Here is a 13,973-nt window from a genome sequence, read left to right on the forward strand (position 1 = left end):
GGGGTGCTGGTCACTGCTGGAATTCCTCTTCAGCCTCAATGTCGATGATCCGGTGGATGGAGAGCACGCGTTCGGTTTCGCGGGCCGGGTCGAAGACCCTGACCCGTCCGCCGCTCACAGATACCGGAACAACCGTTTCCCTGCTGGAATTCCCCTGGCTGTCCACAACGTTCATCACCACTGCCTGCCGGAGGCGGATGGCCTTTTGCAGGGTTTCGAGCCCGAGCTGGGTTGCTTCCTCGCCGGTTACGGCCGACGGCGGGCGGCGGCTTCCGTTGCCGTCCGAACCGGGCGGGGTCCGCTGGCTGCGGAGGATCGCCAGCTGGGCGTCGACGTCGGCCTCCGCCGGCGCCGTACGTGGCGCGCTGTACACGGGACGTCCGCTGCCTGGAACGGCTGTGGTCCGGCGCAGCCGGATCAGCGTCGACTGCGGTTCCTCGACTGCCGGTGACAATCCCAGCGCACGCAATACCTGCGCGGTTTCCTTCGGGGGCGCGTGGGAGATGAGGACCGTGGGGGCGATGCGGACCAGGCCCAGCCCCGACGCGCTGGATTCCTTGACCAGTTCCAGCAGGGCATCCTCGTCGTCGCTCTGGATGAAGCTGGAGGCCACCCCCACCCGCAGTCTGCCGTGCCGTGCAGCGGTGTCCTCCACCAGGTATTCGAGCGGCTGCGGTACGGCAGTGGCCGAGTGTTCGCGCAGGAAACCCAACAGGGTGGCGGCGTCATGGCCGGCGTCAAGGGCGCGGCGGATGGATGCCACGGAGAACCGGTAGATGGTGGCAGGGCCCTGGCCTTCGGCATCGGCCATCACGAGGAGCTTCTCGCTCAACTCCGGCGCCAGGTAGCCCGGCGCCACAGCGGTGAGGTCAGCCTGCAGCAGGACGTGGTTAAGGGCGGCCGGCAGATGCTCTCCGAGGATGTCCAGCGCCTCATCGGGCCGTTCCGCGGCAATGGCGGAACCCAGCTGGCTGAGCGCGCCCGAGCCGATGAGGCCCAGCATTTCCGCCTCGGCCAGGACGCCCCGGATCAGCGAACTGAAGCGTCTGGCCATCCTGGGCTGGGTCCATTCGGCCCGCTGGAGTACCGCCGCGGCGTCCAGTACCGGCGCTTTGCCGTCCGCTTCCTCGGCTTCAAGCGTCAGTTCGTTCAGGATCTCCAGGATGCGCTTCCGGACCACGGGCGCGTCCGGCCGCTGGGCTTCGGCGGATAGTGCGTTGATGGTGGTGCCGGCTGCTGCCCGGTGCGGAGCCGGCCCCGCACCGGGACCCGCGGCAGGCTGGCCCACCAGCGACGGGGCGCGCTCGCTGGCCAGCCAGGCATTCACGAGCCAGAGCCACTGTTCCTGCCGTGGCAGGGTCAGCCACTCCAGCTGTTCCGGCTGCACCCAGGCGGAGCTGTCAACGTCCAGCCGGAGCAGTCCGGCCAGGGCGCAGAGTTCAACAAGCAGTCCGGCGCGGTGCAGATCGATCCGGAGCGAGTCGGCCAGCCGCTTCATCTCACGGACGCCGACGCCGCCGCTCCGCAACGTCACGAGGGGCTGCTCGCGCACGGCGTACAGGAGTTCGCCTGTCAGGCGGAGGGTTTCGGCGATCGCACCCAAGGCGGCATTGCGCCGAAGCGCCGCGGTGGTCTGTCCAAGCCTGGGTGCCGGGGGAGTCAGCGTGAAGTCCTCGATCACGGCGCCGCCGCGGAGGGCGATCCCCACGCTGTGCGGCAATTCCACGTGGGCGGCGTCCAGCGGCACCAGCAGGCCCCTTGCGAGGAGCCAGTCCACGGGGCCGACGTCGGACCCTTCGTTGAGCACCGACGCCCGCCGTTGCGCTTGGGGTACGGCCCCCATGGCCCAGTTCCCGAAACGGGCAAGGAGAGCGGTGGTGCGGTCCGGGGCGGTGGCGAGGATCTGTTGCAGGGCCTCCGGCGTGGCCGTCCAGTGCTGCAGCGACAGGGCCGCTTCCATGGGGGTCGTGGCGGGATGGATGGCGGCTCCGCTGTGGTGCAGTTCGGCCACAAGCTGCACCACCCGCTGGGCGAAAGCCGGCTGCAGCCGTACAAGTTCCGTATAGCTCCTGCCCAGTCCTGCCGGGTAGATCCCCACGACGTCACGGAGGCTTCCCACCGGAAGGTAGAAACGCTGGCGGGGACCGGCGGGCACGGCGGCGCCGTGCGGCGGCTCTGCGCGGTGCACAAGGGCCAGTTCTTCCAAAGACTGCAAAATTCGTTCGATGGCGGACAGCGACGCACCGTGGATGACTTTCTTGAGTCCCGCTGCCGAGGCGCTGTGGGCAGTGTCCGTATTCGTGCAGAGGTGGAGGGTCTCCAATACCTGCATCTGCGGCCGGTTCAGCCGCTCCAGGGCCCGTTGCACGCTCACCCTCGCGCTGGCCCGGGCCGCGAGGGCCGCGAAGTCCGGAACGTTCGGTGAGACCAGGTCCGGCCGCGCAGAGAACAAGGCCCGCAACGAGTCGTCGCTGCGTGCCTCCAGTTCCTTGCTGAGCGCGCGAATAAGGGACATCAGTCCAACGTTACCGCCCGCCGGACTTTCCTGCCCGGCGGCGGGCGGCAACGCCGTCGATCACCAGGACGATCATGAGGAGGAAAGCCAGCGGCAGGCCATACAGGGCCAATGTAGTTACCCACACGGGGGCGGCGCTGCCGGCAAAGGCAATGGCCATGACGGCGCCCACGGCAGCCAGCGAAAGGATGGCAAAAACCGCCGCAACTATCATCAGTGGCCGCCGGTAGCGGGAGGGTGTCATGGAAGTAACGCTAACAGCCCGGCTGTGCCCGTGCCGCAAAGCGGGAAACCGGGCTCCGGCAGGATAACCTTGAAGATACAGACCAACATGGTCCAGGCAGTCATACCCTGAACCCGCATATCAATGCGGATGCGGTGGCCGCCGGCCGTGTCACAGGAAGTCCAGAACGAAGAAGGTTGATTACGTGCCTACCGGCAAGGTCAAGTGGTATGACAAGGAAAAAGGCTTCGGATTCCTCGCAGGTGAGGACGGCCAGGAAGTATTCCTGCCCAAATCCGCACTGCCCGAGGGCGTAACGGAACTCAAGGCCGGCACCCGCGTGGAGTTCGGCGTGGCTGACGGCCGCAAGGGAGCCCAGGCCCTCGGCCTTCGCGTGCTGGACAAGACACCGTCCATTGCCAAGGCCAAGCGTCCCAGCGCCAAGGACCTGGCGCCCCTCGTCCAGGACCTGGTGACCGTGCTGGACAACCTGTCCGGAACGCTGTCCGCCGGAAAGTACCCGGAAGGCAACAAGGCCAAGGCGATCGCCGCCGCCCTCCGTAAGGTTGCCGACGAGCTGGACGCTTAGGCCTCCCCATGACTTCCCAACCTGACCAGAGCACCCCCAAACCGGCTTCAAAGCCCCGCGCCGGCGTTCCCGTGTGGCGCACCGGGAAACCGGATGCGGTGCTCGCTGCGGCTGTGGACTTTGCCCGGGCTGCGGTAGAGGGCATCGCCCCGGCCGAGCAGATCGGTCAGCACCTGGGCGCAAAGAGCGAAGGGGACCGTATTGTCACGCATCTCTTCGAGTCCCGGCTCGCCGGGTATCAGGGGTGGCAATGGTACGCCGTGATCACGCGCAATTCCCGGTCCAAGGTCATCACGGTGAACGAACTTGGCCTGCTGCCTTCGGAGGACTCCGTCCTGGCGCCCGAGTGGGTGCCGTGGGCTGAACGGGTGCGCCCGGAGGACGCCCAGGACGATGAACTGGACGCCGAGACCGTGGACGCCGTCCCGGCCGTTTTGGACGCAGGCGGGGTTGACGATGCGGACTCCGACGAGCATGCCGATGCTAACGGCGACGTCAGCGAGGCACCGGAGGAAGAGCCCGGCTCCGACCGCGAGGCCGACTAGCCAGTTGGAACCGTGGGGGACTGAGGATCTCGGAGGCCGGCGATGATGTCCACCTTCAAGTCCCTGCATATCCTCAACTACCGCCTTTGGTTTGTGGGCGCTCTGATTTCCAACATCGGGACCTGGATGCAGCGCACGGCCCAGGACTGGCTGGTCTTTGACCACCTGACAGACCACGACGCCGGGGCCATGGGTATCACCATGGCACTGCAACTGGGGCCGCAACTGTTCCTCGCACCCGTGGCTGGGCTGGTGGCTGACCGCTTTAACCGCCGCCACCTCCTGGTGACGACCCAGTCCGCCATGGCGCTGCTGAGCACGGGCCTGGGGCTCCTGGTGGTCCTGGGCGCCGGCCAGCTGTGGCACGTCTACGCCTTTGCCCTTCTGCTGGGCCTTGTGTCCGCCCTCGATGCTCCTGTCAGGCAGACGTTCGTCTCGGAACTGGTGCGGGACGACTACCTGCCCAATGCGGTGGCACTCAACAGCGCATCCTTTAACGTGGCCAGGATGATTGGACCCGCGGTGGCCGGCGTGCTGACGGTGGCAGTGGGGCCGGGCTGGGTGTTCCTGATCAACACTGTGACGTTCCTGGCACTCCTGTTCAGCCTGTGGAAGATACCCGCTTCCTCCCTGCGAGTCCTTCCGCGGGCGGCTCCCGGCAAGGGACGGATCCGCGAAGGGCTGCGTTATGTGCGGTTCCGCCCGGACATCGTGGTGGTGCTTGTGGCCGTCTTCATCGTGGGCACCCTCGGGCTCAACTTCGTCCTGTTCATCGCGGCCATGGTGGGCACGGAATTCGGGCTGGATGCCAGTGCCTTCGGATTGATGAACTCCATCATGGCCATCGGCTCCGTGGCGGGGGCACTGTTGTCCGCGGGGCGGTCCAAGCCCAGGCTCCGGATCATTTTCGGGGCAGCCGGCGCCTTCGGGGTCACGTCGGGGCTGGCGGCCCTGGCGCCGAACTACTTCTGGTTCGGCGTGGCCCTGGTGCCGGTAGGCCTTTTTGCCATAACCATGATGACCAGCGCCAATGGTTACGTGCAGACCACTACGGACCCTGTGATGCGCGGCCGGGTGATGGCCCTCTACATGGCGATCTTCATGGGCGGCACACCCGTCGGCGCTCCGCTGGTGGGATGGGTGGCCAATGTTGCCGGCCCCCGCTGGTCCATGTCCGTGGCGGCGGCATCCGGGCTGCTGGCCGCGCTGATCGGCATGGTGTGGATTGTCCGGGCCAAGCAGCTGAGGCTCGGATTCAACCGCCGCGCCCGGGGACTGCGCTATTTCCGGCTGGTGTCCGCCGGGCCCGACCACGACGGCGAAGCTGAAAGAAGCGTGCGCAAAGACGAAGGCGCCGTCCGGGAGCAAAACCCGGACGACGCCGTCGAACGCTAACGCGCCTGCGCTGGCTGGTTCCTTACTTGCGCAGTTCTCCCACAACGTAGTCGATGCTGGACAGGAGAGCGGAGACGTCGTCCGGGTCGATCGCCACGAAGGTGGCGATGCGCAGCTGGTTGCGTCCCAGCTTGCGGTACGGCTCCGTGTCCACAATCCCGTTGGAGCGGAGAACCTTTGCGATGGCCGCAGCGTCGATTGAATCGTCGAAGTCGATCGTGGCGATCACGTTTGAACGGTCTTCGGCCTTGGCAACGAACGGCGTGGCGTATTCGGAGGTCTCTGCCCAGGAGTAGATGCGTCCGGCCGAGTCGGCGGTTCGGGCCGCGGCAAAGTCGAGGCCGCCGCTGGCGTTCAGCCACTGCACCTGTGCGTCCAGGGTGACCAGGGTGGCCAGCGCCGGGGTGTTGTAGGTCTGGTTGAGCCGGGAGTTGTCGATGGCAGTCTGCAGGTCCAGGAAGTCGGGGATCCACCGGCCGCTTGCCTTGATCCGTGCAGCGCGCTCCAGGGCGGCGGGGGAGAAGAGGCCCAGCCACAGGCCGCCGTCGGACGCGAAGTTTTTCTGCGGTGCGAAGTAGTACACGTCAGCCTCCGACACATCGACGTCCAAGCCGCCGGCAGCGGAGGTGGCATCGATCAGGACCAGCGATCCTTCATCCGCCCCGGCAACCCGCGTGACGGGGGCAGCGACACCTGTGGACGTCTCATTCTGGGGCCAGGCGTAAACGTCAATGCCGGCTTCCGCCTGGGCTACGGGCCGCGTACCAGGCTCGGCCTTGAGGATGGAGGATGCGTCCAGGAACGGAGCCTTGTTGGTGGCGGAGGCGAACTTGGAACCGAACTCGCCAAAGGAAAGGTGCTGGGCCTTGCTGTCCACCAGCCCGAACGCCGCGACATCCCAGAACGCGGTGGAGCCGCCCACTCCGAGGATGACTTCGTAGCCGTCCGGCGCGCGGAAGAACTCGCTCAGGCCGTTGCGGACGGACCCTACGAGGTTCTTGACCGGAGCCTGGCGGTGCGAGGTGCCAAGAAGCGTGGCGGAGGCGGCAGACAGGGCCTCGATCTGCTCGGGGCGTATCTTTGAAGGCCCGGCGCCGAACCGTCCGTCCTTGGGCAGGAGGTTGGCGGGGATAGTGATGCTGCTGTCGCTCACAATGGCTCCAATTTATCGGCGTGGACGTGGGAGAGGCCCGGCAATGCACGGGTTCCTGCTGGGGGATCCCCTATATTCTGCCTGACGCGCCAGCGGGGAACGGAACGGTATCCGTCATAGTCCAGTCACTGAGACATCCCTGAGGCGGTAGCCGCCCCGTCCATGTGAAGCTCCGCGCCGAATTATCCGGAGTAATTCAAAATAGGCTAAGCTGGTCCCTGACGTATAGCGGGCCGCGATGCGGGCGGGCTGATGCCGCGAGGCCGTTCCCCCTAAGGCTGATCGGTGGATGCAGGTCCACTTCGCCAAGGCCAACGGTAAACGCTGCCGCGCGGTACGGTGGGACTGACGCAAGGACTGTGCTCGAGGAGCTGAGCTGGATGACGGATCTGATCGACACCACGGAGATGTATCTTCGGACAATCTTGGAGCTTGAGGAAGAGAACATCGTTGCTCTCCGTGCGCGGATTGCCGAACGGCTCCGCCACTCCGGACCCACCGTTTCGCAGACCATTGGCCGGATGGAACGCGACGGACTGGTGGTTGTTTCGGGCGACCGGCACCTTGAGCTCACCGAAACGGGCCGGAAACGGGCTACCGAAGTCATGCGCAAGCACCGCCTTGCGGAGCGGCTCCTCGCCGACGTCATCGGCCTCGACTGGGCGTATGTCCATGACGAAGCGTGCCGCTGGGAACACGTCATGAGCGAGCGGGTTGAGCGCCGCATTTTCGAGCTTCTGGACCACCCCACGGTTTCCCCATACGGCAACCCCATTCCCGGCCTGGCGGCACTCGGCGGCCAGCCCGCTCCGGCGTTTACCGACGGCGTGGTGAACCTGCTTGACGCCATGGCCGGATACGGGGTCGACTCACGCGTTACCGTGAGCCGCCTGGCCGAGCCCATCCAGGTTGAGCCGGAGCTGCTGGTGCAGCTTGATGAAGGCGGCATCCGTCCGGGGGCATCCCTGTCTTTGGAGCGCGTGGGGGAGTACATCTCGGTGCGCGTACCCGAGATCGAAGGTGCACTGGAGCTGCCGCCCGAAGTGGCAGCCCACGTATTTGTTACGGTCCGCTAACCGCGCACCTTGTAGGACCACCTACAACGCACTGAGACGCAGATAACGGAATTATTACCGCGCTGATTAATCACCTATAGTTGAGGACTAGCGCCGATACTAAAGCGTTACCTGATCCGAAGCCGAGCTCTGCCAGCGGATCACGGTACGAATCACCTCCTGGCAGAGGCGGGGGAACCACAACCGGCCGTTGCAAGACGGCCTTGGGGTGAAGTCCGTCAGCGGCAAAGCACCTCCGACGAAGGATTCCTTTGGGATACCCCTGTGTCGGATGCCTTGCATTGGCGGACCGGGTCTTTGATCTCTCTGACCCGAATCCGACAGCTAACTCCGCAGGCTTCCCAGAGAGGATAATTCTTGACCACGCAGACCGTCAGGGGCCGCCGCAGGGCGACCGGTCCCGCTTCGGAGTACCCCGTGGCCGAAGCCGTAATGACGGTCAGGCCGCGCGACGCACACCGTGATGCGCGCCGGCGCCGGAGCCTGTTCAGCCAGGTGACGGACTTCGCCTCGGCGAGCGGCGTGGGTCAGAAGGCAGGCATTGCGCTAGCCGCCACCGGACTGGTCCTCACCGTGACCGTCCCGTCAACCAGCCCCATGGTCGCCACGTCAGACACGGCGAATACCGCCGCCGCATCAGTCGCGGCCCAGCCGGAGGTCTCCGCGGCCGCCAGCGCCAAGATCGATTTCAACCGGACCACCGTAGCCACCAAGGGGGATCCGGACGGCAAGCTCAAGCAGTTGCTGAGCGCGCAGTCAGCCGGAACCATCACCCGCGCGGCATCCACCGGCAGCCTGGGCGCGCCGCTGGAACAGATGGTCACCGCATCACCTTTCGGCTTCCGGGTCAGCCCGATCACGGGCGGAGCCGGCGAGTTCCACCGCGGCCAGGACTACGCGGCCCAGTGCGGCACGAGCGTTTTTGCTGCCGCCAGCGGAACCGTGACCTTCTCCGGCTGGCACCCCTACGGCGGTGGAAACCGTGTGGTGATTGACCACGGCAACGGCCTGGAAACCACGTACAACCACCTCTCGTCGTCCAGTGTCCAGGTCGGCCAGAAGGTCAACCGCGGCGATGTGGTGGCGCTCAGCGGGACCACCGGCGCCTCCACCGGCTGCCACCTCCATTTCGAAGTGATGGTCAACGGCGAAGTCGTCGACCCGCTCGGCTGGCTCTGATCCAAACGATGGGTCACTCTCGCATCCCTGTGACATGCCGTGACCTGAATGTGACATTCGTTCGGAATTCCTGTACCGTTTAGAGCACGCCAACTTTTCCGAAGTTGGCGCTCTTGAGTGGATTGCCTAACTCTGCCACCGCTCAAGGTCCGTTCGCATTACATCGTCTGGCAGAGGCGGGGGAACCAATTTTGGTCTTCGCAAGAAGACCTTGGGGTTAAGTCGCAACGCTTCCCAGGAAGCCGAGCGGCCGGGTGACTCCCATCCGAATCCGACAGCTCACCTCGTAGGCATTGGGAGAGGCTACCTTCGTGTCTACACGTCACAATTCTGCGCGCCACCGCGCGCAAACGGTTCGTACGAACCCGTTGAACTCCGTGTCCAGGGCTGTTACTGCCAACGCCGGGACCGTAGGTCGCCAGGCGGCTGTCATTGCAGCTGCTTCCGGACTGATCCTCAGTGTTGGGATGCCGGCAAACGCCGCCGATACCAACCTGGGCGTTTCCGCTTCGACGGAGTCCGGCTCACAGTCGGCCCAGCTGACCGTAACTGCAGAACCGACAGCGACTGTTTTCTTCGAGCGTCCGGCAGTGACCACGAAGGCAGCGCCCAAGGTTGAAACCGTTCGGGCACAGTCCACCGGTACGGACGCCAGCGAGACCTCCACTGAGGCTGCCGGAGAGGCCAAGGCAAGCAAGCTTGCTGACGCCGCATCTTCCGCAGCAGCATCGGGCCTCGCTGCTATCGCTTACACCGGTATCGGCAGCCCGTACGTCTGGGGCGGCACCACTCCCAGCGGTTGGGACTGCTCAGGCTTCACCCAGTGGGTTTACGCGCAGGCCGGCATCAGCATCCCCCGCACCAACGCATGGACAGCCATGACGCCTACCGCCACACCGGCGCCGGGCGATCTTGTCATGCAAAACGGCGGCGCCCACGTTGGCATCTACGTCGGCAACGGCATGATGATCAGCGCGCTCAACCCCTCGCAGGGCACTCTCCTGCACGCTGTGTCCGCCACGGGCACTTCTGCGTTCTACACGCTTCGCTAAAACACGCGCTTCCCTTCGCTGAAGCGCGCGTTCTTCGCTAAAAACCCTGTTCGGGCCGTTCCGGCTTACCCCCAAGATGCCGGAGCGTCCAAAAACCGCGGCCTGCCATGCAGTCTGAGGAAAACGAAAGAGAGAACTAATGACTACACGTGCCATCGCACGGCATCGCGCCGAGGTTACTAAGACCAACTCGCTTGCTGTCATTGCCAAGGCCGTCGGCGACAACGCCGGTGGCATGGGCCGTCAGGCTGCGGTTATCGCTGCTGCCTCCGGTCTGGTCCTGACGAGCGGTATCGCAGCCAACGCTGCCGACACCAATGTTCAGCGCGAAGCAACCTCTGCTTCCACCCTGGAAGTCCAGTCTTCCGCTCCGGCCAACATCTCGGCTGCATCCAGCATCGCCATCTCCTTCGAGAAGCCGGCTGTTTCCACCTCCCCGGCTCCGGTCGTTGAGGCTCCGAAGCCGGTTGTTGAGGTCCAGGAAGCTGCTCCCGCGGCCGCTCCGGCTGCCGTTGCAGAGACCGTATCCGCCCCGGCAGCGCCGGCGGCCCCGGCGGCCCCCGCTGCTGCCAGCGGAAACGGCGCCTCGATCGCAGCTGCGGCTTACGCCCAGCTCGGTGTTGCCCAGGACTGCACGGCCCTCGCCACCAACGCGCTTGCAGCCGTAGGCATCAACTACCACGGCTGGCCGGCCGGTTACCTTTCCCTGGGCCGCACCGTGAGTGCAGCCGAGGCACAGCCGGGCGACCTCGCATACTACGAGAACGGCGGCATGGGCATGGCCCACATCGCTGTATACGTCGGCAACGGCCAGGCCGTGCACGGTGGCTGGAACGGTGGAACCACCTCCCTGTTCAGCGTCAACGTCGGCTCCGGCCCGGTCTTCATCCGCGTTGGCGGCTAAAGCCTCCAGCTGACGCTTGCCGGAAGAACCCCTGCCTCCGGGCAGGGGTTCTTCTGCGTTTCCGGCAGGTGAATTTTTGCCGACACGGGGTGTATGGTAAAGGACCGATTCGGTGATCGGCCACTTGAGTGTTTACTCTTGTGTTGTCGATCCATAGCCCGGACAAGCAGAGGGCAGCCGGCCCTCGAGCCCCTGACGGGTGCGGCCGTGAAGAGGTATGTGCATGCGCACTCTCGTTCTTAATGCTGGATATGAACCGCTGGCGGTTGTAACCTTCCGCCGGGCGCTGGTTCTTGTGCTGACCGGAAAAGCTAGCGTAGTGGCCGAGGGCGACGATCCTGTCGTCGGGCCGCAGGAGATTCTGGGCCGCCCGTCCGTGATTCTCCTGAACCGTTACATCCGGCCGCGGTACAACACAACCACCGCGGTGAGCCGCCGGGGCGTCCTGCGCCGTGACGCCCACCGCTGCGCCTACTGCGGTAAGGCAGCACACACCATTGACCACGTCCACCCGAAATCGAGGGGCGGTGCGGACTCCTGGGAAAATCTTGTGGCCGCCTGCCTTCGGTGCAATAACGTGAAGGGCGACCACACGCCGGCCGAGATGGGCTGGAAGCTCAGGTTCGTGCCCGCGCCTCCGCACGGCACCATCTGGCAGATCAAGGAGCTGGAAAAGCCCACCCCCGCTTGGGACCCTTTCCTTCTGCCAGAATCCGCCGCCTGAGGCGTCACCCCTGCGCAGACCCGCCTCAATGGCTAGGCTTGCCTTGTGGAGTTTGATGCCTTAATCCTGGCGGGCGGCCGGTCATCGCGGCTGGGTGGCGTGCCCAAGTCCCAGCTGATGTACGACGGCGCCACCCTCCTGTCGCGGTCGCTTTCGGCGGCTGCCGGAGCTGGCGCCGCCGTGGTCGTCGGCCCGGATCCCGGCGAACTGCCTGCCGGTGTCCTGTCCTGCCGCGAGGAGCCTGCCTTTTCGGGACCTGCCGCGGCTATTGCTGCGGGTCTGGCGGCACTGGAACGGGCGCGCGGTCCGCTCCGGGCCGCGATGACGCTGATTCTGGCCTGCGACATGCCCAAGGCGGATCAGGCGGTTGCCGCCCTTAGGGCCGCCCTTACGGACCATGGCCCGGACCCCACGGGGCCGGATGGTGTCATGTCCATTTCCCCTGACGGCTGCAAACAACCCCTCGCAGGCCTTTATGGCACAGCCGCGCTACAACGTTCCGTAGACGAAATGGACAGGAGCGGGGGGCTTGCAGGAGCTTCAGTGTTCGCCCTCCTTGCTAGGCTTGACGTGCGGACTGTTACCGTCCCCGCCGGTGCCACGGATGACGTGGATACTTGGGACGATGCCACCGCGCTAGGGGTGTCCCGCCAAGGGTCTTGAGCCGCCGTCGGTGGGACCGTGCGGTGGCACCGCAACCGAATTTTGAGTTTGGAGGCAACAGTGAAAAGCCAGGACGAAACGCTGGAGGACTGGTGCCGGGCGCTGCTGCAAGCCTTCGAGTTGGAGGACGTCGAGGTTGATGTCAATGAAGTACTCGCGCTGGCCGGTGTGGCTGCGCACTCCGTCGTGCGGCCGGCGGCGCCGTTGACGACCTTCATCGCCGGCTTCGCGGCGGGAATGGCGACAGGTTCCGGGCAGGCCCCTGATGCGGTCTCCATGCAGGCCGCCCTGGGCGTGGCGCGGGCGCTTGCCATGGACTATGCCGCAGTGGAGCCGGCTGTGCCCGGGCAGCCTGCCGTGTCAGGTTCTGAGCCGGTTCGGACCGATCAGGCCTCCGGACCGTCCACCAACAGCGGGACCACCGGCGCATGACGGCTGCGCCGCCGGACGGCGGTGACGCCGCCAGCGACGTTCCTGACCACGGGGAATCCTCCGGCCGCACCGCACCCGGCGCGGCTGAAGCCGGTGCCGGCACCGGTGCGCCCGAGGCCGACACAGGATCCCACGATGCCGGGCACACCCATTTGGCGCACACCTGGCAGGAAGCCCGGCAGAGGTCATTCGATTGCGCCACACCCATTCCGCCGGGACCGGTGCCGCTCAGGAGTGCGCTGGGCCGGACGCTCGCTGCCGATATTACGGCGCTCCAGGATATGCCCCACTACGCTTCATCCGCCATGGACGGCTGGGCAGTGAACGGGACGGGGCCCTGGATTTTGGCCGAACCCGGCCAGAGGCTTGCGCCGCACCAGGCCAGTCCCATCGTCACCGGCGGCCTCATACCACCAGGGGCCAAGGCTGTGCTCCGCAGCGAAAGCGGCATGATCACGACGGACGACGAGGGGCTCCCCATCCTTGCCCTTGGTGGCGCAGCAAGGCCCGGTGAACCGAAGAACGGCCAGCACATCCGGAAGGCAGGCGAGGAAGCGGCCGCCGGTGACGTCCTGGTCAAAAGCGGGGCAGTCCTCAACCCGGCCCACCTGGCCCTCGCGGCACTGGCCGGCCACGACTCCCTCCGGGTGCAGGGGAAACCTGTGGTCAGGATCCTGCTGACAGGCTCCGAGGTGGTTACCGCGGGCCTGCCTGCTCCGGGCAAGGTGCGCGACACCTTCGGCCCGCAGCTTGGGGCTGTGGTCGAGATGCTCGGTGGGATCTGCGCCGGGCAAAAGAAAATAGGCGACGGCTACGACGAATGGCTGGCTGCCCTGGAAGACGACGGACCGGAATCGGCCGGTCCGGCGGAGAAGACCGTGCCGGATGACGGCTCCGTGCTGTTGCCGGAAGAGCCGGTAGCGGAAGAAGCGCCTGCCGACGTCGTCATCACCACCGGCGGAACCGGCCGGTCCGGGACTGATCACCTCCGCCGTGCAGTCGCGGAACTGGGCGGCCGCCTGCTGATCGACGGCATCGCCATGCGCCCGGGACACCCGGCCGTCCTCGCCGAGCTGCCGGACGGCCGCTTCATCCTTGGCCTGCCGGGCAATCCCCTTGCCGCGATGATGGCCCTCTGCACGGTGGGCGCGCCCCTGCTCGCCGCCCTTGGCCACGGAACCCTCCCTCCGGTCCATGAGGTGCCCTGCGGCGCGATGATCGAGGCTGATCCGGGGCGGACCCGGCTGATGCCCTTCAGGCTGCTGTACGGGATGGCGTCCCCTGCCCGGCACGCGGGGCCCGGCATGATGCGCGGTCTTGCTGCTGCCGACGGCGTCCTTGTTGTTCCGCCGCACGGCGTCCAGCTGGGCGAAGCGGTGCCCGCCTTCGCCTTGCCCTGGGGCGCTCCGATCCAGGCTGCGGAACCCGCCGCCGCGAAGGCCAAAGCCGCTCCCCGCAAGGCCCCGCGAAAGCCCTCAGCCTCGGACGGGCCGGTGGACTGGAGTGCGCTGCTCGGCTAAAAC

Annotated in this window: 14 protein-coding genes and 2 riboswitches; of the genes, 11 read left to right on the top strand and 3 right to left on the bottom strand. The window is 66.2% G+C overall.

What is annotated here, in order from left to right:
* Nucleotides 1–10 precede the first annotated feature (10 nt).
* Together ARTH_RS04050 and ARTH_RS04055 are read right to left on the bottom strand one after the other, a co-directional pair.
* Nucleotides 11–2,515, bottom strand: a complete 2,505-nt coding sequence (locus ARTH_RS04050; RefSeq protein WP_011690653.1) for a helicase-associated domain-containing protein — start codon at nucleotides 2,513–2,515, stop codon at nucleotides 11–13.
* Nucleotides 2,516–2,525: 10 nt separating this feature from the next.
* A complete protein-coding gene (locus tag ARTH_RS04055) occupies nucleotides 2,526–2,759 on the bottom strand; it encodes a hypothetical protein (RefSeq protein ID WP_011690654.1) in 234 nt (77 codons plus the stop codon).
* A 184-nt stretch (nucleotides 2,760–2,943) separates the two neighbouring features.
* Here ARTH_RS04055 and ARTH_RS04060 point away from each other — a divergent pair, with 184 nt between their 5' ends.
* The 3 genes from ARTH_RS04060 to ARTH_RS04070 are packed head-to-tail and all read left to right on the top strand — an operon-like array spanning nucleotide 2,944 to nucleotide 5,267.
* Nucleotides 2,944–3,327 carry a cold-shock protein gene (locus ARTH_RS04060; RefSeq protein ID WP_011690655.1) on the top strand — a complete coding sequence of 128 codons (384 nt, stop codon included), beginning with the start codon at nucleotides 2,944–2,946 and terminating at the stop codon, nucleotides 3,325–3,327.
* A gap of 8 nt (nucleotides 3,328–3,335) precedes the next feature.
* Nucleotides 3,336–3,872: a DUF3027 domain-containing protein gene (locus ARTH_RS04065; RefSeq protein WP_011690656.1), complete on the top strand. Its 537-nt coding sequence runs from the start codon at nucleotides 3,336–3,338 to the stop codon at nucleotides 3,870–3,872.
* A 45-nt stretch (nucleotides 3,873–3,917) separates the two neighbouring features.
* A complete protein-coding gene (locus tag ARTH_RS04070) occupies nucleotides 3,918–5,267 on the top strand; it encodes an MFS transporter (RefSeq protein WP_083812735.1) in 1,350 nt (449 codons plus the stop codon).
* Between the two features lie 22 nt (nucleotides 5,268–5,289).
* Here the strand turns inward: ARTH_RS04070 and serC are convergent, their stop codons facing one another.
* Nucleotides 5,290–6,420 carry a phosphoserine transaminase gene (gene serC, locus ARTH_RS04075; RefSeq protein WP_011690658.1) on the bottom strand — a complete coding sequence of 377 codons (1,131 nt, stop codon included), beginning with the start codon at nucleotides 6,418–6,420 and terminating at the stop codon, nucleotides 5,290–5,292.
* Between the two features lie 380 nt (nucleotides 6,421–6,800).
* On the opposite strand from serC, the gene ARTH_RS04080 reads away from it, so the two are divergent.
* From ARTH_RS04080 to ARTH_RS04115, 8 genes are all read left to right on the top strand, one after another.
* The gene (locus ARTH_RS04080) at nucleotides 6,801–7,496 is read left to right on the top strand and encodes a metal-dependent transcriptional regulator (protein WP_011690659.1); all 696 of its coding nucleotides are present in this window, start codon (nucleotides 6,801–6,803) and stop codon (nucleotides 7,494–7,496) included.
* A gap of 119 nt (nucleotides 7,497–7,615) precedes the next feature.
* Nucleotides 7,616–7,850, top strand: a riboswitch (cyclic di-AMP (ydaO/yuaA leader).
* A 3-nt stretch (nucleotides 7,851–7,853) separates the two neighbouring features.
* On the top strand, nucleotides 7,854–8,675 hold the full coding sequence (locus tag ARTH_RS04085) for a M23 family metallopeptidase (RefSeq protein WP_043429401.1): 822 nt from the start codon (nucleotides 7,854–7,856) through the stop codon (nucleotides 8,673–8,675).
* A gap of 129 nt (nucleotides 8,676–8,804) precedes the next feature.
* Nucleotides 8,805–8,982, top strand: a riboswitch (cyclic di-AMP (ydaO/yuaA leader).
* 160 nt (nucleotides 8,983–9,142) lie between these two features.
* Nucleotides 9,143–9,727 (top strand): C40 family peptidase, encoded by a 585-nt coding sequence (locus ARTH_RS04090; protein WP_232223576.1) that lies wholly within the window; start codon nucleotides 9,143–9,145, stop codon nucleotides 9,725–9,727.
* A 139-nt stretch (nucleotides 9,728–9,866) separates the two neighbouring features.
* Nucleotides 9,867–10,631: an NlpC/P60 family protein gene (locus tag ARTH_RS04095; protein ID WP_011690662.1), complete on the top strand. Its 765-nt coding sequence runs from the start codon at nucleotides 9,867–9,869 to the stop codon at nucleotides 10,629–10,631.
* A 223-nt stretch (nucleotides 10,632–10,854) separates the two neighbouring features.
* Nucleotides 10,855–11,355: an HNH endonuclease gene (locus ARTH_RS04100; RefSeq protein ID WP_011690663.1), complete on the top strand. Its 501-nt coding sequence runs from the start codon at nucleotides 10,855–10,857 to the stop codon at nucleotides 11,353–11,355.
* 45 nt (nucleotides 11,356–11,400) lie between these two features.
* Nucleotides 11,401–12,018: a molybdenum cofactor guanylyltransferase gene (mobA, locus tag ARTH_RS04105; protein ID WP_011690664.1), complete on the top strand. Its 618-nt coding sequence runs from the start codon at nucleotides 11,401–11,403 to the stop codon at nucleotides 12,016–12,018.
* A 60-nt stretch (nucleotides 12,019–12,078) separates the two neighbouring features.
* Nucleotides 12,079–12,450 carry a DUF6457 domain-containing protein gene (locus ARTH_RS04110; RefSeq protein ID WP_083812658.1) on the top strand — a complete coding sequence of 124 codons (372 nt, stop codon included), beginning with the start codon at nucleotides 12,079–12,081 and terminating at the stop codon, nucleotides 12,448–12,450.
* Nucleotides 12,447–13,970 carry a molybdopterin molybdotransferase MoeA gene (locus tag ARTH_RS04115; RefSeq protein WP_011690666.1) on the top strand — a complete coding sequence of 508 codons (1,524 nt, stop codon included), beginning with the start codon at nucleotides 12,447–12,449 and terminating at the stop codon, nucleotides 13,968–13,970. The genes ARTH_RS04110 and ARTH_RS04115 overlap by 4 nt, the downstream gene beginning before the upstream one ends.
* Nucleotides 13,971–13,973 lie beyond the last annotated feature (3 nt).

It is taken from the genome of Arthrobacter sp. FB24, assembly GCF_000196235.1.
Taxonomy (GTDB): Bacteria; Actinomycetota; Actinomycetes; order Actinomycetales; family Micrococcaceae; genus Arthrobacter.

What these genes read in the sequence shown, in the direction of transcription:
- ARTH_RS04050 (WP_011690653.1), bottom strand. Translation starts at nt 2,515, where the DNA reads ATGTCCCTTATTCGCGCGCTCAGCAAGGAACTGGAGGCACGCAGCGAC.
- ARTH_RS04055 (WP_011690654.1), bottom strand. Translation starts at nt 2,759, where the DNA reads ATGACACCCTCCCGCTACCGGCGGCCACTGATGATAGTTGCGGCGGTT.
- ARTH_RS04065 (WP_011690656.1), top strand. Translation starts at nt 3,336, where the DNA reads ATGACTTCCCAACCTGACCAGAGCACCCCCAAACCGGCTTCAAAGCCC.
- ARTH_RS04070 (WP_083812735.1), top strand. Translation starts at nt 3,918, where the DNA reads ATGTCCACCTTCAAGTCCCTGCATATCCTCAACTACCGCCTTTGGTTT.
- ARTH_RS04080 (WP_011690659.1), top strand. Translation starts at nt 6,801, where the DNA reads ATGACGGATCTGATCGACACCACGGAGATGTATCTTCGGACAATCTTG.
- ARTH_RS04090 (WP_232223576.1), top strand. Translation starts at nt 9,143, where the DNA reads ATGCCGGCAAACGCCGCCGATACCAACCTGGGCGTTTCCGCTTCGACG.
- ARTH_RS04095 (WP_011690662.1), top strand. Translation starts at nt 9,867, where the DNA reads ATGACTACACGTGCCATCGCACGGCATCGCGCCGAGGTTACTAAGACC.
- ARTH_RS04100 (WP_011690663.1), top strand. Translation starts at nt 10,855, where the DNA reads ATGCGCACTCTCGTTCTTAATGCTGGATATGAACCGCTGGCGGTTGTA.
- ARTH_RS04115 (WP_011690666.1), top strand. Translation starts at nt 12,447, where the DNA reads ATGACGGCTGCGCCGCCGGACGGCGGTGACGCCGCCAGCGACGTTCCT.